Genomic DNA, 19,538 nt, shown 5'->3' with positions numbered 1-19,538 from the left:
TTGCTAATCTTCTTGTTGCTAATTGACTAACCGTGGGTTACTATACAAATATCTAAGGCTTACATTAGCTTCCTTCTCATTTCCACCTTTTATCTTTCCCCTCACTCTTTAATCCAAAGGTATAAAAACCCATTGTTTTATATATTTGCTCTGTTAAAACTAGTATTGATTTTCTAATTACGAGTTGACCGGGCTGAAACGAATAACGTAACTATCACAGCGAAGCATTTATGAAAACTCAGCGAATACAAACAGAATGGAGGTTAAGTAGGTGTTGCGCAACGTCTGTAGTACAAGCGAGTACTCTGCAGATAAACAACAATAAAAAAATTTAATAATTATGGAAAGGATGTGCTTTTTCATGCAGCCATTTGAACAGGCATTTAACGCCTGGCTTCAAAAAAACATTTCAGAGGAAAAGAATCCCAGGAGACGAGAACTCCTAAAAAAGGGTTTGGGCCATGGAACCACTGAGTTTCTTCGTCTGGTTTGGTATCCCGCCATTGGCAACCTTAAAGATTTATATCCTGAATGGGAAGTGCACGATTTTAACAATGGCTACCGTTATCTCGACCTCGCCTATATGCCACATGGGGCAAAGGGAGGAATAGAAATTCAAGGGTATGGTTCCCATGCAAGAGATCTTGATGTCAGAAGGTTCAAAGATCTATGTTGGCGCCATTCCTTATTGGCTCTGGATGGATGGACCTTTTTGCCTGTTGCTTACCTTTCAATAAGGGATGAGCCCAAAAAATGCCAACAGCTCATCCTCTCCTTTGTTGGCAAATTCATTACAACGGAAACACCTTCCCACCTATCCTGGTTAGAAGCGGAAGTTGTACGTTTTTCACGACGTAAGCTAAGACCAATTACTCCCCTTGAAGTTGCCAGCCACCTTCACATCAGCGACCGCTACGCAAGGAAAGTATTATATAGTCTGGTTGAGCAGCAAATATTAGTTGTGGCAAACGGAAAAAAACGGGCCCGGACGTATAAGCTAAACTTAGGCTAACATTATAAGTGTATGAACCTATCCAGTTATACTGATTTTAGTGGTTCTGTTATTCCTTCGTCACTGCTTTTAATCCTTTAAGTAGAATGAGGAACCGTTTCTTCCTTAGGAATACTGTTTTAATCCAGCTAGCGGAATGAGGATCCGTTCCCATGATTTTTACGGTTCCTCATTCCGTTATTCCTTCGAATTTCATCTTTTTGGCTTTCGTTCGGTCCCTCGTTCCTCTATTTGCCCTTTTCGGCCTCCTATTGGATTGGTTTTGCCTATTTAACGGAATGAGGAACCGTTTCTTCCTTCCGAACACTGTTTTTAATCCATTTAGCGGAACCAGAATCCGTTCCTATGGTTTTTACGGTTCCTTATTCCGTTATTCCTTCGAATTTCATCTTTTTGGCTTTCGTTCGGTCCCTCATTCCTCTATTTCCCCTTTTCGGCCTCCTATTAGATTGGTTTTGCTCATTTAACGGAATGAGGAACCGTTTCCTCCTTCCGAACACTTTTTTTAATCCAGCTAGCGGAATGAGGATCCGTTCCCATGATTTTTACGGTTCCTCATTCCGTTATTCCTTCGAATTTCATCTTTTTGGCTTTCGTTCGGTCCCTCGTTCCTCTATTTGCCCTTTTCGGCCTCCTATTGGATTGGTTTTGCCTATTTAACGGAATGAGGAACCGTTTCTTCCTTCCGAACACTGTTTTTAATCCATTTAGCGGAACCAGAATCCGTTCCTATGGTTTTTACGGTTCCTTATTCCTCTATTCAAGCAAACTTCCCGATTTTATATTTAGTACTATACTTAAAGATATTGAATGGCAAGCCGCAAATAAAAAAACGACACAACCCCTCGCTTTAACGAGAAACTGCGTCGTTGTTCATATGTATGGTGGAGCATAGCGGGCTCGAACCGCTGACCTTTTGGCTGCCAGCCAAACGCTCTCCCAGCTGAGCTAATGCCCCGTAGTTAATCCAATGTAGCTTTACCTGAAGCTTACGGACGTTGCTTTGCTGCGAAGTCCCTGTTTCTTCCTCTGCGAGCTTTGCTTTGTAGCGTATACGTCGAAACAACTCGCTGATTATTCACAGATGCATTGCTCGTAGCTGAGCTAATGCCCCGTAGTTAATCCAATGGATAAACCGCTCACTTTTAGAATTATATACTATACGCCTCTTTTTAATCAAGCTTTTTTGAAATATTTATTTTGTGTTAAAAAATGACAAATAATATATACCAGAATACCCCTGCGATTACAGCGGTGAAAAGCCCGGCCATGACATTCTCTTTGATTATTTTTTTATGCTTAACAAAGTCAAAAATAACCCAGCCAAAAAAGATGGTTATCGCAAAAACGATTGCCTGAAACACCTGCATCTCCTCCCTCTTCCATTTACTATCCTAACAAAAAAACAGGTTGAATGCATTACGTTTTGACAATAATGGGATAGAGGAGGGTCACTATATGTTCAGATTCGATTTTATTTCAGAAACATATGCCAGATTTCATAACCTCTTGAAACTGAGCTTACTTGTATTTTTGTTTTCAATGGGGATAGGAAGTATTATACATATGCTTGAACCAGAGGCTTTCCCAACGATCTTTGATGGATTTTGGTGGGCTGTCGTTACTGTTTCCACTGTTGGGTACGGAGATTTTGTACCGGAAAGTTTTTTTGGCAGACTTCTCGGCCTGTTCCTTATAATATTGGGGATAGCTATTTTTTCATTCTTTATTACCAACTTATCAAGCTCTACTGTTCTGAACGCCCAGGAAAAGCAAAGAGGCAATGTCAGCTTTCACAGAAGCGGGCATTACCTTGTGGTGGGCTGGAATGAACGGAGCCGCCAGCTTATTCTTGAGCTGCAAAAGGTAGAACCTGAAACAGGAATCGTCCTTATCGATGAAACGCTGCAGGCGAAACCGGAAGAACTTAAAGACGGGACATTTGTCAAAGGGTCTCCAACACTGGATGAAACATTTGAGCGGGCGAATGCCTCCGAAGCACATACGGCGATTATTACAGCTAACCTTCATATTGATGAAAAATCGGCTGATGCCAATACTGTACTTACCTTACTGACGGTCAAAGGGATCAACCCTGAAATATACACGATTGTGGAAATGATAACAGCAAGACAGCTGAAAAATATAGAGCGGGCAGGAGCCGATGAGATCATTCAAAGTTCGAGCCATATCAGCTCCCTCGTCATAAACGGCGTACTTTTTCATGGCATGACAGATGTGATTTCCATGATAATGAAACACGGACATGAGGATCAGCTTTATTTTATGCCTCTTCCCGCTCACCTGGAAAATTCAACTTTCAAAACAGCCATTGAGGACAGACAGACTATGGACTGTTTTTTGCTGGGGATCCGCCGAGGTTCGGAAACCATCCTTCACCCGGATAAAGAATCAATCCTTCAGCCGGAAGACCAGCTGATTTTCCTCAAAAGAATATAACAAAGTCACCGGCATTTCCTAATCATATAATATTACCTGCTCCAGTTCCTCTACATATTCTTTGCCAGTATTAATAAATTCTTCGGGAAATTCCCCGTCAGGATCAACTGGAGCGGAAAACTGATTAAATAACGGGTTTGGGTCGTCGCTATTCGTGTGGTCAAGGCCGGCTTCAAAATTATGGGCCAGCAAAAATGGCCGGCCGAGCCTTACGTGTACACCTTTCGTATCAAGCTCTCCATCTACGGAAGTAAACGGGAGGCGCAAAAACAAATATCCCTGCTCATCCTCATCAATCTTATAATCAAAATACCCGTGATCATATTCCCATCCGCCCCCGACTACGTAACCTAATGGTTTAAGTTTGTTTTCAAGGTCAATGAGTTTATATTCTTTGTTTTCAATTTGGGATTGCAATTCAATCATATTAACTACCTCCAGAATTTTCTCCCCATAGTGTGCCCCACATGAACCTCTCCTATGAAGACATATTTTCAGCTGTTCACCGCCGGCCCACTTTTATCTAAATCTTCAGTAAAAATAGATTGTCAAACTAGCTCCCATCTTTAATAATATAGTTAAGGGAGTGATCGAATGGATATAAAGGTTTTTGCTAACTTTCGGGAAATATGCGGAGGTAAGAAAGTGGAATTGAATGTGGACGGCGGCCAGGAAATCCAGGCTGTGCTTGATCAGCTTATCGAAAGGTTCCCGCCAATGGAAGAGGAACTGTTTACACCTGACAAACAAATTAAGCCAATGGTTCATGTATTTATAAACGGCAGAAATATAATTCATTTAAACGGATTGGAGACAAAAGTGACCGATGAGGATCAAATCGCCCTGTTCCCTCCGGTGGCCGGTGGCTGATTTGTACAGTAAAACACTGGAGATCAGGGGAATTAATGAAGGAGAAATTATTTCATACCTTACTGATATAGGTGCTGACCGCGCAGCGGGGGACAACACACTTTTTCAGGGAAAAAACTGGACAAGCCGTATTGTTGAAGTTTCTTTTATCCGCATGTTTCAATCGGATATTCCGCAGATATCCCTCCTATTTGAAAGTACAGAAGAACAGACATTGAACAGGGTAATAGAAAAGTTCAGAAGAAAAACATTCCGGGCTGGTGGATAAAAACTAAAACTGTATACGAAAACCCGCGCAACGTTGCGCGGGTTTTCATTTCGTCCAGTATATCCCTCTTAAGCCTCTACAGCTTCTTCAATCTCAAGTTCACGGAGTTTGGCAGGAGTTACTACTCCATCATCCCATCCTCTCACTTCATAATACTCTTTTAACATTTCGTCCAGATGGCTTACATGCCCTTTGGAGTTTCCTGTCGCAGGCTCTTTCAGGAACCTTTCCGGCAGGGTGTCATCCTTGCCTGCAAAGCCAGCCCTGTTATTGAAATAACGTTCAATATTGTAGACACGTTCTCCAATCTTCATAACATCTTCCTCGTTAAGATCAATACCCACTACTGCTGAATATTGTTCAGCATACAGGTCGCCATTCTCTGAGAAAGAAGAGAATTTACAGAGGTCAAGGGAGTCCGAGAATGCAAGGAGATCCTGGAACCCTTTCAGGAGTGCCCCTTTCCCTTTTACTTCAAGTCTGTCAACCGCCTCAGGGATTCCCGCAATTTCTGCTGCCACTGTATATCCACGAAGGTGGCAGGCACCTCGGTTGCTTGTAGCATATCCTAAGCCAATACCCTGAATGCCCCGAGGGTCATATGCCGGAATCGCCTGGTTTTTAACAACCATCGCAAGGCCTTTATTGCCGAAATACTCCGCTGCTCTTCCTGGTCCATCTGCCAGCACAGTACCGATACCTTCTTCACGGTTCACGATTTTTTCCACCCAGTGGATCATCGTGTCCACATCGCCCCAGTCAAGGCGGTCTTTCGTCAGTCCTTTTTCATACGCTTCCATTGCCGTTGAGAAAGCATTCCCTAACTCAATCGTATCGATTCCGTACTCGTTACAGAGATCGATGAGGAAGGCTACGGCTTCTTTGTTGGAGTGTCCGCAGTTTGGTCCCAGAGCCCACGCAGATTCATATTCGAAGCTCTCTACTTTTGTTTTATACTTGCCGTCTTTTACTTCAACCTCGATTTTACATGCCACAGGACACGCGTGGCATGTAGGATCGCCAACGAGCAGTTCTTCACGGACAGCTTCCCCTGAGATCTCATCAGCAGTCTCAAAAGTAGTGACCTGTGAGTTCCTCGCCGGGAGCGCCCCTGATTCATTGATAATATTCATTAAAACGTTCGTTCCGTAAACGGAAAGCCCGCCTTTTTTAGGAGCGGTAAGGGCACCTTCCATAAGCGCCTTTAATCCGCTTTTAATAGCCTTCGGATATTTCTCCGGCTGAGCCGGCTCAGGCATATTTCCTTTCTGGGATGCTTTAATCACGATAGCTTTCAGGTTTTTAGAGCCTGCGACTGCGCCTGTACCGCCACGGCCTGCGGAACGGTCATTTTCATTCATCCAGCCTGCGTAATAGACCATGTTTTCGCCGCCAGGGCCGATTGCCATTACACTCGTATCTTTTTCACCGTGAATATCCTGCAATGCTTTAATCGTACCTCTTACACCTTTGCCCCAGAGCGCTGATGCATCTTTCAGTTCGGCTTTTCCATCTTCCACATAAAGGTAGACTGGCGTATTGCTTTTACCCGTAAAAATAAGGTTGTCAAAACCAGCCCATTTAAGGCGTGCCGCTGTCCATCCACCCATATGGGAATCCGTCACTGTGCCGGTAAGCGGTGAACGGGTAACCGTACAGAGGCGTCCGCTCATATGGATTCTTGTCCCTGTCAGAGGTCCGGTCATGATTGCCAGCATATTGTCCTCTGAGAGAGGTTCTGCATCATAAATTTTGTTATCAACCATATATTTTACGCCAAGTCCCCGTGCTCCAATGTACTTTTTCAGGTCTTCCTCATTCAGCTGCCGGTATTCCACCGATCCTGAAGACAGATCAACCCATGCTTCATGATTTCTGTAGCCACCTAAATTCATGTAAATCCTCCCCTTATCCAAAATTTTAGCTGCTTTTTGAGATAATTCTCCATAGTGCTATAAAAAACCTCTTTAATAAAGAAGAAACAACCATTAAAATTAGAATATATAAAATATGGGTACTTTTCTGAAATCTAAATTCACAAAAGGAGCAGTATTATGAGCGAAATTAACCTGAATAAATATTCCCGTCAGGTTCTGTTCTGGCCTCAGGGCGAAAAAAATCAGCAGAATCTTCAGGAGAAAACAGTGTCTATCATTGGAGCCGGAGCCCTGGGAACTGTACTGGCAAATCACCTCGTTCGGGCCGGAACAGGAGAAGTGCGCCTGATCGACCGGGATTTCGTTGAAGAAAGCAATCTGCAGAGACAAATGCTTTTTGATGAACAGGATGTACGGGACAAGCTGCCAAAAGCTATCGCCGCAGCAGACAAACTAACGAGGATTAATTCTGAAGTTGCTGTTGTGCCTTTTATCGAGGACGCTAATGCCAGTAATATTGAAGAGCTGACAGCAGGGTCTCATTTAACCCTTGATGGAACGGACAATATGGAAACCCGTTATCTGATAAATGATGTAAGTATCAAAAAAAATATTCCATGGATTTACGCTGGTGTTGTACACTCACGGGCGATGACAGCTACTGTAATTCCGGGAGTAACACCTTGCTTCAGATGTTTATTTCCTGTTTTTGAAGCTGGGCATGGGGAAACATGTGATACAGTTGGAGTTTTAAGCACTGCGGTCCATATCATTGCATCCTACCAGGCAACAGAAGCCTTGAAACTACTGGCAGAAGACAGCGATTATGTAAGATCTGAGATGATTCAGCTGGATGTATGGAAAAATGATTACAGTACCTTTCCCTTCCAATATTCCCTGAACCCTGACTGCCCGTGCTGCCAGAAAAAGACTTTTGAGTACTTGAACCAAAAGATTTCGGACAAGCTTATTTCATCTCTTTGCGGTCGTAACGCAGTACAAATCACACCTAACTACACAAGTTCTGCTGACCTCCCTGCTTTTGAGAAAAAATGGTCCCGCCTTGGGAAAGTCCAAAGAACACCTTATCTTCTCCGGCTGAACTATAACGACAAGGAAATCTCACTGTTTAAAACTGGAAGAGTGCTCATTAACGGTACAGATGATGCTGATACAGCAAAACGCTTATATTCAATTCTTATAGGCAACTGAAAGAAGAGCAACCACCTCCGTACGCCAGCAAGTGCTTGTCCTGAGTCTGGATACATTTCCACTCTATTATATGTGAATTTTCTGATAAATAAAAGGAATTCGATTAATTTTTCTTTTAAAAACACGAACTTAAAAAGACTGGCTAAAGGGAGCCTTCCTGTGGGCGCCTTCTGCCAGTCTTTTTCCTTTAAATATTATTTATTTTTTAACCGTTTTTCCAAAGCTGCTTTCTCTTCTTCAAATCCTGGTTTTCCAAGAAGTGCGAACATATTTTTCTTATAGTCCTCAACACCAGGCTGGTCAAACGGATTTACTCCAAGGAGGTAACCGCTGATGCCGCATGCTTTTTCAAAGAAATAAACGAGATAGCCGAAATGGTACTCATTAAGCTCAGGAATAGTAACTACAAGGTTAGGGACTCCGCCGTCGATATGGGCAAGGAGTGTTCCCTGAAAAGCCTTTTCATTTACAAACTCCATTGATTTTCCTGCGAGGTAATTCAGGCCATCAAGGTCATTTTCCGCCTTTTCAATAGTTACCTCTTCCTTCACAGACTGCACGTTTAAGACAGTTTCAATTAGGTCACGTCGGCCATCCTGCACGTACTGCCCAAGTGAATGAAGGTCCGTGGAAAAGTCCGCTGCTGCCGGGAAAATTCCTTTGCCATCTTTACCTTCACTTTCCCCGTAAAGCTGTTTCCACCATTCCGATACATAGTGTAAAGCAGGCTCATAGTTAACGAGCAGTTCAACCGTTTTTCCTTTGTTGTACAGGGCATTCCTCACTGCAGCATACTGGTAGGCTTCGTTTTCTGACAGGTTCGGGTTGCTGTATGTTTCCCTTGCATCTGCAGCGCCTTTCATCATTGCCTCAATGTCAAGGCCGGCTGCAGCAATAGGAAGCAGCCCAACTGCTGTTAATACAGAAAAACGTCCGCCTACATCATCAGGGATGACGAAGGATTCATATCCTTCATCGTTTGCAAGCTGTTTAAGTGCACCTTTTTCTTTATCAGTTGTTGCATAAATACGCTTTCTCGCTTCTTCAGCCCCATATTTTTTCTCCAGGTATTCACGAAAAATCCTGAAAGCGATCGCCGGTTCCGTCGTTGTCCCGGACTTGGAGATAACATTTACAGAAACGTCCTTGCCTTCGATAACTTCAAGCAAATGACGAACATAGGTCGAGCTGATATTATTTCCTACGAAGAAAATCTGCGGGGCTTTGCGCTGATCTTTATCCTGTATATTGTAGAAAGAATGCTGCAGCGCTTCAATTGCCGCCCTTGCCCCAAGGTATGAGCCTCCGATACCAATCACAAGAAGGACGTCGCTGTCCGATTTAATCTTTTCAGCCGCTTTCTGAATGCGGGAAAACTCTTCCTTGTCATAGTTAACAGGTAGGTCAATCCATCCCAAATAATCATTTCCGGCACCTGTTCCGTTGTGCAGCGCATCATGAGCTGCCCTCACTGCATCTGACATATAATCCACTTCATGCTGGGATAAAAACGATGATGCATTGGAATAATCAAAGTTCAGTAAGTTTGCCATTCATTAATCTCCTCCATTTGTACGGACTTATTGTTCCTCATTCTACTTTATATAATCAAAAAACAATAATCAACCAATGCGGCAATGTGTAAACGGATACAATTGAAAATTGTTGTTTTTGTTAGTTGGGAGATGCGGGTGGGAGCGCAATGATGTGGGGGATTCTTATTCTGGCCAAATCTTTCTGTTTTTGCTGGAATTTGTCCTGCAACTTGCTTTTGCTGGACAAATTTCCTCTTCTGAACGTGAATTTGTCCAGAATGGGCCGCATTAACTAACTAGCATACATCCCTGAAATTAGCTACCCAAAAAAGGCCTCCCTCCAGGGGAAGCCTTCCTCAATACCACAAGCCACAACAGGCTATTTCATTAAAGACTTGCTTTTAAAATCGCGAGTACATCTTCTTTTTCCAGTTTATTGAAGTTTCCGAACGGGCCGTTAGCCATTGCCTTATCAGCCATCAGGTCCAGCTGGCTGTCATCAATATCGTAATCAGCCAGGCGGCTTGGTGCCCCGAGGCTAGACCAGAACTCTTCCAGCTTTCTGATTCCTTCTTCCGCCACTTCCTGATCGGATTTACCAGCCGGGTCTACACCCCAGACCCTTACAGCTAAGTTAACGAGTTTTCTTTCCCCGGAATCTTTATGGTGCCTCATCCACTGTGGGAAAAGTATTGCAAGCCCGCCTGCATGGGGGATATCATACACCGCGGACACCGCATGCTCAATATTATGGGAAGCCCAGTCACCGCGCACTCCCATTTGTAGCATACCATTCAGAGCAATCGTACCGGAATACAGAATCGTTTCCCGCAGCTTCACGTCGTCCAGATTTTCAATTAGTTCAGGACCTGCTTCTATGACAGTTTTCAGAACTGCTTCACACATATGCTCCTGGAGCGGTGTGTTCGTCTGCTGATGGAAATACTGTTCAAATACATGGGACATCATATCGACGATACCGTAAACCGTGTGATTTTTCGGCACGCTTAATGTATTACGGGGATCCAGAATTGAAAACTTAGGAAACGTGTATGGCGGCATGCCCCAGCCGTATTTTTCATGCGTTTCCCAGTTTGTGATAACCGAACCTGCATTCATTTCCGAACCAGTGGCAGCTAATGTGAGAATGGTGCCAAACGGCAGAGCATCTTCCGGAAAAGCTTTCTTGGTTACGAAATCCCAGACGTCACCGTCATATTTAGCACCGGCAGCGATAGCTTTAGTACAGTCGATGACACTACCGCCCCCTACAGCCAGAATTACTTCGATATCGTCATTTTTACAAATATCCACCCCTCTATGTACCGTACTCAGCCGAGGATTTGGCTCCACTCCGGAAAGCTCGCTGACTGAAAAGCCTCCGTCCTCCAAAAGTTGGACAACTTCGTCATAAAGACCATTTTTCTTAATACTTCCGCCACCATAAACGAGAAGCACCTTTTTTCCATATTCTTTCAATTGGTCAACCAAATGTTCCTTTACCTGGCCTTCGCCGAATATTAACCGCACAGGATTGTGAAAAATAAAATTATCCATATGTGATATCCTCCTTTTTATCAAAGGTTTTTTATTCTCTTTCAGATATGTATTATCTCTTATTTTTCCCTGAAAAAGCAAAAGAAAGGAAATTCTTCAACGGAAATTTAATTTTTTTGAGATTATTGTGCATAAAGTATAACTCCTTACCTCATTCTAAATACAGGAGCAACTTAAGCTCTGTGAGCATTGATTTTACCCCTTATAAGGAGGTGAGGAGCGAATGAGCGGAATTCAACGTACAGCACTTGTACTGGCAATTATAGGGGCAGTTAACTGGGGTCTGATCGGTTTCTTCCGTTTTGACCTTGTTGCAGCTATTTTTGGCGGACAGGCTGCCGGATTTTCCCGTTTCATCTATGCCCTCGTAGGATTGGCTGGGTTATACTGTATTTCTATCTTGTTTAAGCCTGATGCAGAACTGGAACGGAGTCCTGAACCACAACGGTAAGCAACCGCCTGAAACGCCGCGCCGGTAACGAGCGTTTCTCCGGCACCACTGCGTGAAGGCCAGATTAAAAAAAGAGGCAGCTCTTTATTGAGCTGCCTCTTTTCGTATGAGTTAAGTGATTGGTTAAAGCTTATTTTTTAATGCGCTTGTTCAGGTCTGCCTGAATTTCGTTTGATTCCTTCAGCCAAGTTTTCAGTTTTTCTTCAAGAGTATTGAAGCCCTGATTCTGGTTTGACTGCTGGTTCTGACGATTTCCGCCTCCACGGTTACCGCCGCCACCCTGAGGACGGCTTGGACGCTCCTGGCGCTCTGGTTTTGGTTCAGTTTCACGGATTGACAGTGAAATTTTTCCGGATTCTTCATCAACGGATAAAATTTTCACCTTTACTTCATCCCCAACTGAAAGATGGTCATTAATATCTTTCACAAAACCGTGTGCGATGTGCGAGATATGCACAAGACCCTGCTTTTGATCATCTAATGCAACGAATGCACCAAACGGCTTAATCCCAGTCACTTTACCTTCAACGATACTACCAACTTCGTATTGACTTGACATGAAAACAACTCCTAATTATTTATTAACTGGTTAATTATATCACACCATGGCTATTCTGACAAAAATCATTTCTGTTTACTCCCCCTATACCATTTTGTGAGCCGGTTTAAACTTACTATTTATTCTTTTAACAGTACTGTAATATCACGGATAACAAGCCTTTTTAAACCTTCCTCCGCCATTTTACATTCCACTATTTCCCTCTTATTTTTTATTTTTAACAGGCTTTACTGAATCGATTTCATAATTCAAGATTTTCATCATTAGTACGAACATTATCTAAAATGTTACTTTGTTGTTCGATTTACGCTTCAGACGGACGCGTTCTGCGGGCACGGCTGAACGCCGTCAAAAATGGATTTTCAGCTCGCACCGTTCCCGCAAGAACGAGCATCTTCTTCACCGCAAATGCGTGAGTTGTCTCGACGGATATTCTACGGAGCTAAGCTGGCAAAACTCTTTTTGCGAAGAGTAATCGCAGGAGCAAAACTCTTTTTGCGACGAGTAACCGCAGGAGCAGAGGAAGAGACAGCCGCCGTCTTACGCCGCAATCGAAAAGTAATGTTCGTCTTTTTATATTCAAAGGCTATATTTGAAATTCATTCTAATCTCAAAATAAAAAATTTGTTCATTGAGTATAATATTTAGACTTTCTGTCCAAACTTTAAATGTATACAACCTAGTATTCCCCCTTTCAGCAAAGTGCCCATGCCGGCACTTTGTTTTATTTATTTTCCATACTGGTTTTAAGCCCGAATTTAAAGGGAAAAATAAAGGATCATATAATACTTTCAACGCAAAAAAAGGTCAGAATACGTGCCGAAAAAGCCGAGGTTAAAAAGGGGAGAATTTTTATGGCTGAAGAGAATCAGAAGCCTCACGTTAATGAATTTGATAACGTTGCGCTTCTGTTAGTAGATGTAATAAATGATTTTAAATTTGACGATGGAGAAGAGTTATTTAAACATGCCCTGCCCGTGGCAAAAAATCTTGCTTCTCTGAAAGCAAAGGCTAAATCACTTGATATCCCTGTCCTTTATGTAAATGACAATTACGGTCAATGGCAGTCAGATTTTCCCGGTATTGTTGACCACTGCCGTCAGAGCAGCAAACTGGGAAAACCTGTGATAGATCTTCTGTCTCCTGATAATGATGATTATTTCGTTCTGAAACCGCAATATTCCGGTTTCTTCTTATCTCCTTTAAGGCTTTTACTCGATTATTTAAATGTAAAATCACTAATTATTACAGGGCTGGCTGGCAATATGTGTGTACAGTTCACTGCCAATGATGCTTTTATGAGGGGCTATAAATTATATATTCCTTCTGATTGTGTTGCCTCAAGAAATGAAGAAGAAAACAGAGCAGCCCTCGATTTAATGGAGAAAGTATTAAGAGCGGATACGACACCTTCCGGGGAACTGGACTTAAAACAGATTAAATATAATGACCAATAAAGAAGAAACCCCGCCGGTTTGTGAACCTAAAGCCGACAGTCAGCAGGCAAATCGCCATAATCAGTGAAAACTCACTTTTTTCTTGCACGCTATTTACTTGCCTGCTGCTGTCATATATAATTAAAAACATAACGATAGTGTTTAAGGTTGTTACTTTGCCATATCTTCCACACTTTCATTGATGACCTCGGGGGCCGTTCTCTGAGGTCATTTTTTATCCCGATGTAACCGTCCATAAAACTCGAAGCGAAACTATTAAGGTGGGAGATGACGGACGCTGACATCCCGATTACTTCAGCTAACAACCAGCGGGAGGATGAACACCCCCTCCACTGATTGAAGGTTCACTTTATACTCCGGCTGCCTATGCGAGGCGGAATACAATCCCGTGGCCGCCTTTTGGATACTCCCATTTTATATTATCAAAGCCGCAGCCTATCCGGCAGCTCCCGCATTCATGGCACCCCTCGTATCCTACAAACATACGGTCTCCTTCCCACTTGTACACTTCAGCTGGACAAAATATAGTGCAGTCCTTATCAGGGCATTGTGTCATACATACATTATGGTCTTTTATCTCCAGGTGAGACTTTGTGTCACAGCGAAAACGGACGAGATACTGCTTTTCTTCCACAGTTTTAGCCATTATTTCACCACCCTCCATGCCCTGTAGAGATCTTTCGCCACTCCCAGCCTGCCGTTCTTTCCGGTAAACGATTTAATAATTTTTGACTGCTTTTCCCGTTTTGGTGTGCCGTCAACAGTGAAGAAAGTACCCATTGCCCGATTCATAAGTGGTATATATTGCTCAAAGTATTGTGGGTTTTCCTCAAAAACATGGGTAGCATCTTTGTATTTTTTCAGATCCTTACCAATGAAGCTGTCGTAGATCGCAGTTCTGTAATAATCCAGTGTTCTCTCCGAGTAATCCTCTGATTCTTTCGCCCTCATAATTGTTTCTGCGGCCAGCCTTCCTGATGTCATTGCCATATTCGAACCTTCCCGGTGAATTGCATTCACAAGCTGTGCTGCATCCCCGGTAACAATCACCCCGTCACCGACAAGCTTTGGAACCGAATTGTACCCTCCTTCCGGTATTAAATGTGCAAGGTATTCCTCCGTTTCAGCACCGTCTATATATGGTTTGATCATCGGATGCTCTTTTACATACTCAAGCAGTTCATAAGGCTTCATTTTCTTTTTTATCATGCCGGACAAAGTTGTTCCTACCCCTATGTTGAGACTGTCCTTATTTGTATAAAGAAAAGCGGTGCCAAGTGCTCCTTTTGTTGAATCACCAAAAATCTCCACCGACACTCCCTGGTCGTCGTTTACATTAAATCGTTCATTTATGACCTTTTTCGGCAGCTTCATTACTTCCATTACAGTGAGGGCTACCTCTTCAGGCTTCCATTCTTTATGAAAACCAAGACTTTTTGCCAGCAGGGAATTTACCCCGTCTGCAAGAACTACCACATCAGCGTACACATCCCCATCCGGGCGGTCTGTTCTCACTCCCACAACCTTGCCGTCTTCCACAATGCATTCGAGAACCACTGTTTCATTAATAAGCACGGCTCCTTGTTCCACAGCTTTACTTGCAAACCATTTATCAAATTTCGCCCGGAGTACTGTAAAGTTGTTAAATGGTTCTTTGCCCCATTCCAGTGCTTTGTAGCTTGTTGTAACCATCGATTCTTTATCTAAAAACCAAAATCGCTGCTCTACAACAGGTCTTTCAAGAGGAGCTTCTTTCCAGAATTCAGGTATGATCTCCTCCATTTGCTTACGGTATAATATTCCACCCATGACGTTTTTGGCACCAGGAAACTCTCCTCTTTCAATCAGCAGTACTTTCAGGCCATTTTTTGCACATGTATATGCACAGCTTGTTCCGGCAGGACCTGCTCCAACTACAATTACATCAAACTTTTCAGGCATGGCTCGGCACACCTCCCTCTTCGGTTTCTTCCTGCAGTGCTTTTTTAAATTCTTCCGTTAATAATGGGAGTACTTCAAAAAGGTCCCCCACGATTCCGTAGTGGGCTGTATTAAAGATAGCTGCATCCGGATCATTATTGATTGCTATAATCATCTCCGAGTTCTGCATGCCCACAATATGCTGGATCGCCCCGGATATACCGGCAGCAATATACAGCTTAGGCGTTACCGTAGCGCCTGTCTGCCCTACCTGGTGGTCATGGCCGCAGATCCCTGCTTCCACAACGTCCCGGCTTGCTCCCACGGTAGCATTTAATACAGTTGCCAGGTCTTCCACAAGCTTAAAGCCTTTTTCATCTTTAACACCTTTTCCTGCTGCTACAATGATATCGGCTTCCTCGAGATTGACTCCTTTTTTCGTATCACGCACGATGTCTATTATTTTTGTACGGAGATCCTCTTCTCTCATACTGATGGTTTCCTCGATGACTTCTCCTGTTCTTCCCGGCTGCCTTTCTGGTTTTTTCATCACTTTCGGCCTGACCGTCGCCATTTGAGGCCGATGCTTTTTACACAGTATGGTAGCCATAATATTACCGCCGAAAGCAGGTCTGCTCGCTTCAAATAATCTTTTTTCCACATTTACGTCAAGAAGAGTAGTGTCCGCTGTAAGTCCGGTCATTACTTCTGTAGCTACTGCGCTGGCAAGATCTTTCCCATTGGAAGTAGCCCCGTAAAGGAAAATTTCCGGTTTGTATTTTCTTACCAGGTCCCCTGCAGCCTTCATGTAAGTTTCCGTCCGGTACTGTTCTGTGATTGGATCATCGATAAGATAAACTTTGTCTGCCCCATGCTCGAACAGCTCGGCTGCCAGGTCTTTCACATTATGGCCGATAAGAACCCCGCATAACTCTGTTTCAAGTTTATCCGCCAGCTCTCTCCCTGCTCCCAGTAACTCGAGTCCTACGTCAACGAGTTCGCCGTCCCGCTGCTCATTGAATACCCAGACGCCTCTGTATTCATCAAGATTCATACGCGCTCCCCGCCTTTCACCTTAAAAAGCTCCCTCTGTTGCAGCATAATCGAAACGGCTTCCCGCACTTGTTCCCGGCTGTCTCCTGCGAGTATTTGTGCACCTTCACTTTTAGCAGGCGGCCACATTTTCCCTACAATAGTCGGCGAGCCTTTGAGCCCCAGCTGCTTTATGTCCACATCTTCAAGGTCGTCGACTGTCCATACTATCGGAGTATATCGTGCAGCTTTCAGCATGTTCGGCAGTGGTGAGTATTCAACTTCATTAATCTCTTTTTCTACTGTAAGGAGGCATGGAATGGCAGATTCTATTAATTCATAGCCATCCTCAATTTTTCTGTGGACCTGGATTTTTCTGTCCTCCAGGTTAACTTCAGCTACTTTAATTACGTTCGTCAGCGGAGGAATCAGCAGTCTTCTTGCAATCCCTGGCCCTGTCTGTCCAGTGTCCCCGTCGATGGCATGTTTCCCGCATAATATAAGATCGATTCCACCGTCCTGTTTCATTAATTTCTGAACAGCCTTATATAATGCATAGCTTGTCGCCAGTGTATCCGCTCCTGCAAATCTCCGGTCTGAAATGAGAAACCCTTCATCCGCGCCAATTTCCACACATTTTTTTATTGCCTCTTTTGCCTGCGGAGGGCCCATAGACAGAACAGTAACCTTTCCTCCGTGAATCTCTTTTAATCTGACAGCCTCCTGCACAGCATGGGCATCATATGGATTTAAAATTGCAGGCGCACTTGACCGGTCCAGAGTATTCGTCTTCGGGTTAACCTTAATAATTTTTGTATCCGGCACTTGCTTGACACATACGAGAATATTCAATTTTTTTCCCCGCCCTTCACTTATACTTTCTAAACTCATCAATCTCCTTTCGTTTGTTCAACACTTCACTATTAAGCGCGCATTTGTTCAACGATTCACAACTAAGAAAAATTTGCTTTTTATTAAAACTATTTTATTTACTTAACCTGAAATGCATTATGAGAAAATAAGTGGATTTGTTATTATTGTGGATAGATGTGTGGCTCCCCAGCTGCAAATAAGTTCGTTTACCTCCCCTCTTATAAATTGTCCCCTTCAACAATATGTTCAGAATTGCTTTCTTTCCCCTTGATTTTATTGCTGAAATTTAATGAAAGCGCTTCCTTAACCTAGTTATATCAAAAAATATATTCAGCAACAATAAAAAATTAACCAATTTTTCGAAAATATAGAGTTATTTTTCAACAAATAATACTCAATACGTTCATTTTCTCAAAATAATAAAAAATAGTGTCGGATTTTCAGATTCCAACACCATTTTTTAAATGTTTAATTTTTGTATTTACTCGATTTTTTCTGACGCAGCTTTTCCATCTTGGATTTAATTCGTGCAGATGAAACATTTTCAGACGCCTCATCCTTCTCTGCACTAATGAATTTTCCTTCTGAAAGACGGACGAGGAGGTGATCCCCTTCTTTAATCGAAAAGGGGAAGGAGTTAATTCCCACTACTAATTCTTTTTCCTCTTCACCAACTAATAGTACTGCCTGCTTTCCTTCTTCCACTCTGTCAATCACTGCTTTCTCATAATCCGCCATAGAAATCCTCCTTTATCCAGCTGAATCTATGTTGTATGAACCGCCATTTCTTTTTTCCGAAAAACATAAATTGCCAGCGAAAGCATTACTGCAATCATCAGAATCGTACACATCAGTGACAACCAAAACCCTTCATTTCCATAACCATTCATAAAAAAAGAGTGGCTGTGGCTCGAAAGCATTCCTGGTGACCACGTCATTATTTCAGGCAGCAGGCTGCTCATAAGACTTAAGGTGATTGTAACACCAAATGTTAAGAAGGCCACAGCTGCAGGGCTTTTGATAATCGTACTTAGAGTAAGAACAACTGTCACCACGAAAGTGAGCCATAATCCATAAACAAGTGCCCCCTGGATAATATGGGCTGCCGGGACACTTTCAATCAGCAGAAATGTATAGTACACAGAGAAAATAAAACCTGCTGTAAATGAAACTAATGCGAGCAGGACCATATGTGCCCATTTCGCGCTTATATAAGAAGCATAGGAAACAGGTTTAACCAGTATCATAATATTGGTTCCGTTATTTCTTTCTCCGGCTACTGCCCCCATGAATGCCAGCACTAATACAAGGAGACCGATCTGGCTGAACTGACCCAGTGTTTCCGCCAGGACTTGTGAACCAGTCGGTACAGGGAAGGCTGCTGCTGCCCCTTCCGGCAGTCCGCCAAATTGCTCTAACAAGTCAGGGAGATAATAAGACACAACTGGCTGTGTCAGTCCAAGAAGAATAAAGACGACAGGAATCCAGATCCATTTAAAATTGCGGATAGATTCTTTTACTTCTTTTTTAAATAAAATTATCCACTGCCGCATTACTTGGTCACCTCCATAAAGAGGTCTTCCAGAGATGTTTTCTCTATTTCAAATTTATTCAGCTTCAATTGTCTCAGTCTCTCATCTGTTAAAAGAGCATTTCTCGCATCCTCTATACTTTCAGCAGTCACTGTCAGTTTCTGTTTCTCCGCTTTCAGATGACGTACCCAAGGAGCACTCTCTAATGACATGCTCCATTCCTCAAGGTTTTCCTCAGTCTCAATATGTACTGTTGGCTGCTGATATTTCTTCTGCAGCTCTTCAAGACCCCCGTTAATTACGACTCTGCCGTCCTGAATGATATAAATATCATCGGAAATTTGTTCCGCATCATGGAGTACATGGGTGGAAAAAAGAATGGAAGTAGTTTCTTTCAGTCTTTTCATTAACTCCAGCACTTCTCTTCTGCCAATAGGATCTAAAGCTGAGACCGGCTCATCAAGAATGATAAGCTTTGGATTATGCACCAGGGCCTGTGCTATCCCTAGTCTCTGTTTCATCCCTCCGGAATATCCTGATATCCTCTTTTTACCGGCATCCGTAAGCCCGACAAGGTTAAGAAGCTCCTCTGCTCTCGTCCGAGCCTCCGATGCCGTGAGCCCTCCAAGTTCACCTGCATACACGACATATTCTATGCCAGTCATCCAGCCGTAAAATTTAGGGTACTGCGGCAGATATCCGAGATATTTCCTCCGGTCACCGCTGTATCTTTTGTCAAAAGATATCTTTCCTTTCGTAGGGTTCATTAATCCAGTGAGGAGATTCAGCGTTGTCGTCTTCCCGGCTCCATTTGGCCCCAGAAGTGCGGTACATGCTCCCTCCCTTATATTTAAGTTAATTCCATCCACCGCATTCGTCCCGTTAAAGGTTTTGGTCAGGTTATCAGTCTTTATCAGACTCAT

20 protein-coding genes and 1 tRNA gene are annotated in these 19,538 nt (G+C 43.1%); 7 read left to right on the top strand and 14 right to left on the bottom strand.

Going from position 1 to position 19,538, the window contains the following annotated elements; genetic code table 11:
- Nucleotides 1-361: 361 nt before the first annotated feature.
- Nucleotides 362-1,012: a transcriptional regulator gene (locus BK582_RS09825; RefSeq protein ID WP_078594710.1), complete on the top strand. Its 651-nt coding sequence runs from the start codon at nt 362-364 to the stop codon at nt 1,010-1,012.
- 882 nt (nt 1,013-1,894) lie between these two features.
- On the opposite strand, the gene BK582_RS09815 is transcribed toward BK582_RS09825, so the two are convergent.
- Both BK582_RS09815 and BK582_RS26930 read right to left on the bottom strand, forming a co-directional pair.
- A tRNA-Ala gene (locus BK582_RS09815) sits at nt 1,895-1,970 on the bottom strand.
- A 247-nt stretch (nt 1,971-2,217) separates the two neighbouring features.
- On the bottom strand, nt 2,218-2,376 hold the full coding sequence (locus tag BK582_RS26930; RefSeq protein WP_167553063.1) for a hypothetical protein: 159 nt from the start codon (nt 2,374-2,376) through the stop codon (nt 2,218-2,220).
- 94 nt (nt 2,377-2,470) lie between these two features.
- Between BK582_RS26930 and BK582_RS09810 the strand changes: the two genes are divergently transcribed.
- Complete coding sequence (locus tag BK582_RS09810) at nt 2,471-3,472, top strand: potassium channel family protein (RefSeq protein WP_078594706.1); 1,002 nt, start codon at nt 2,471-2,473, stop codon at nt 3,470-3,472.
- Between the two features lie 18 nt (nt 3,473-3,490).
- Here the strand turns inward: BK582_RS09810 and BK582_RS09805 are convergent, their stop codons facing one another.
- The gene (locus BK582_RS09805; RefSeq protein ID WP_078594704.1) at nt 3,491-3,898 is read right to left on the bottom strand and encodes a YugN-like family protein; all 408 of its coding nucleotides are present in this window, start codon (nt 3,896-3,898) and stop codon (nt 3,491-3,493) included.
- Between the two features lie 168 nt (nt 3,899-4,066).
- Between BK582_RS09805 and BK582_RS09800 the strand changes: the two genes are divergently transcribed.
- Together BK582_RS09800 and BK582_RS09795 are read left to right on the top strand one after the other, a co-directional pair.
- Nucleotides 4,067-4,342 (top strand): ubiquitin-like small modifier protein 1, encoded by a 276-nt coding sequence (locus BK582_RS09800; RefSeq protein WP_078594702.1) that lies wholly within the window; start codon nt 4,067-4,069, stop codon nt 4,340-4,342.
- A gap of 1 nt (nt 4,343) precedes the next feature.
- Nucleotides 4,344-4,610, top strand: a complete 267-nt coding sequence (locus BK582_RS09795; protein ID WP_078594700.1) for a MoaD-like domain-containing protein — start codon at nt 4,344-4,346, stop codon at nt 4,608-4,610.
- Between the two features lie 68 nt (nt 4,611-4,678).
- On the opposite strand, the gene BK582_RS09790 is transcribed toward BK582_RS09795, so the two are convergent.
- The gene (locus tag BK582_RS09790) at nt 4,679-6,505 is read right to left on the bottom strand and encodes an aldehyde ferredoxin oxidoreductase family protein (RefSeq protein ID WP_078594698.1); all 1,827 of its coding nucleotides are present in this window, start codon (nt 6,503-6,505) and stop codon (nt 4,679-4,681) included.
- Between the two features lie 159 nt (nt 6,506-6,664).
- Here BK582_RS09790 and BK582_RS09785 point away from each other — a divergent pair, with 159 nt between their 5' ends.
- A complete protein-coding gene (locus BK582_RS09785) occupies nt 6,665-7,699 on the top strand; it encodes a ThiF family adenylyltransferase (RefSeq protein ID WP_078594696.1) in 1,035 nt (344 codons plus the stop codon).
- 194 nt (nt 7,700-7,893) lie between these two features.
- Here the strand turns inward: BK582_RS09785 and BK582_RS09780 are convergent, their stop codons facing one another.
- Together BK582_RS09780 and BK582_RS09775 are read right to left on the bottom strand one after the other, a co-directional pair.
- Nucleotides 7,894-9,252, bottom strand: a complete 1,359-nt coding sequence (locus BK582_RS09780) for a glucose-6-phosphate isomerase (protein ID WP_078594693.1) — start codon at nt 9,250-9,252, stop codon at nt 7,894-7,896.
- A 369-nt stretch (nt 9,253-9,621) separates the two neighbouring features.
- On the bottom strand, nt 9,622-10,791 hold the full coding sequence (locus BK582_RS09775; RefSeq protein ID WP_078594691.1) for an iron-containing alcohol dehydrogenase: 1,170 nt from the start codon (nt 10,789-10,791) through the stop codon (nt 9,622-9,624).
- Nucleotides 10,792-11,014: 223 nt separating this feature from the next.
- On the opposite strand from BK582_RS09775, the gene BK582_RS09770 reads away from it, so the two are divergent.
- Nucleotides 11,015-11,242, top strand: a complete 228-nt coding sequence (locus BK582_RS09770; RefSeq protein ID WP_078594689.1) for a DUF378 domain-containing protein — start codon at nt 11,015-11,017, stop codon at nt 11,240-11,242.
- A 130-nt stretch (nt 11,243-11,372) separates the two neighbouring features.
- Here the strand turns inward: BK582_RS09770 and yugI are convergent, their stop codons facing one another.
- Complete coding sequence (gene yugI / locus BK582_RS09765) at nt 11,373-11,801, bottom strand: S1 domain-containing post-transcriptional regulator GSP13 (protein ID WP_078594687.1); 429 nt, start codon at nt 11,799-11,801, stop codon at nt 11,373-11,375.
- Nucleotides 11,802-12,655: 854 nt separating this feature from the next.
- Here yugI and BK582_RS09760 point away from each other — a divergent pair.
- Nucleotides 12,656-13,258: a cysteine hydrolase family protein gene (locus tag BK582_RS09760; RefSeq protein WP_078594685.1), complete on the top strand. Its 603-nt coding sequence runs from the start codon at nt 12,656-12,658 to the stop codon at nt 13,256-13,258.
- Nucleotides 13,259-13,622: 364 nt separating this feature from the next.
- On the opposite strand, the gene BK582_RS09755 is transcribed toward BK582_RS09760, so the two are convergent.
- From BK582_RS09755 to BK582_RS09725, 7 genes are all read right to left on the bottom strand, one after another.
- Complete coding sequence (locus BK582_RS09755) at nt 13,623-13,922, bottom strand: ferredoxin family protein (protein ID WP_088036818.1); 300 nt, start codon at nt 13,920-13,922, stop codon at nt 13,623-13,625.
- Complete coding sequence (locus tag BK582_RS09750; RefSeq protein ID WP_078594681.1) at nt 13,904-15,199, bottom strand: geranylgeranyl reductase family protein; 1,296 nt, start codon at nt 15,197-15,199, stop codon at nt 13,904-13,906. Before BK582_RS09750 ends, BK582_RS09755 begins: the two co-directional genes overlap by 19 nt.
- Nucleotides 15,192-16,232 carry an electron transfer flavoprotein subunit alpha/FixB family protein gene (locus tag BK582_RS09745; RefSeq protein ID WP_078594679.1) on the bottom strand — a complete coding sequence of 347 codons (1,041 nt, stop codon included), beginning with the start codon at nt 16,230-16,232 and terminating at the stop codon, nt 15,192-15,194. Before BK582_RS09745 ends, BK582_RS09750 begins: the two co-directional genes overlap by 8 nt.
- Complete coding sequence (locus tag BK582_RS09740; protein WP_078594677.1) at nt 16,229-17,101, bottom strand: electron transfer flavoprotein subunit beta/FixA family protein; 873 nt, start codon at nt 17,099-17,101, stop codon at nt 16,229-16,231. Before BK582_RS09740 ends, BK582_RS09745 begins: the two co-directional genes overlap by 4 nt.
- Nucleotides 17,102-17,551: 450 nt before the next feature.
- On the bottom strand, nt 17,552-17,821 hold the full coding sequence (locus tag BK582_RS09735; protein ID WP_078594675.1) for a DUF3006 domain-containing protein: 270 nt from the start codon (nt 17,819-17,821) through the stop codon (nt 17,552-17,554).
- 26 nt (nt 17,822-17,847) lie between these two features.
- Nucleotides 17,848-18,636, bottom strand: coding sequence for an ABC transporter permease (locus BK582_RS09730; RefSeq protein WP_078594673.1), 789 nt, complete (start codon nt 18,634-18,636; stop codon nt 17,848-17,850).
- Nucleotides 18,636-19,538: an ABC transporter ATP-binding protein gene (locus BK582_RS09725; RefSeq protein ID WP_078594671.1), complete on the bottom strand. Its 903-nt coding sequence runs from the start codon at nt 19,536-19,538 to the stop codon at nt 18,636-18,638. The genes BK582_RS09730 and BK582_RS09725 overlap by 1 nt, the downstream gene beginning before the upstream one ends.

It is taken from the genome of Evansella clarkii (genome assembly GCF_002019695.1).
Classification (GTDB): domain Bacteria; phylum Bacillota; class Bacilli; order Bacillales; family Salisediminibacteriaceae; genus Evansella; species Evansella clarkii.
This window is presented reverse-complemented; position numbering and strand designations above follow the sequence as displayed.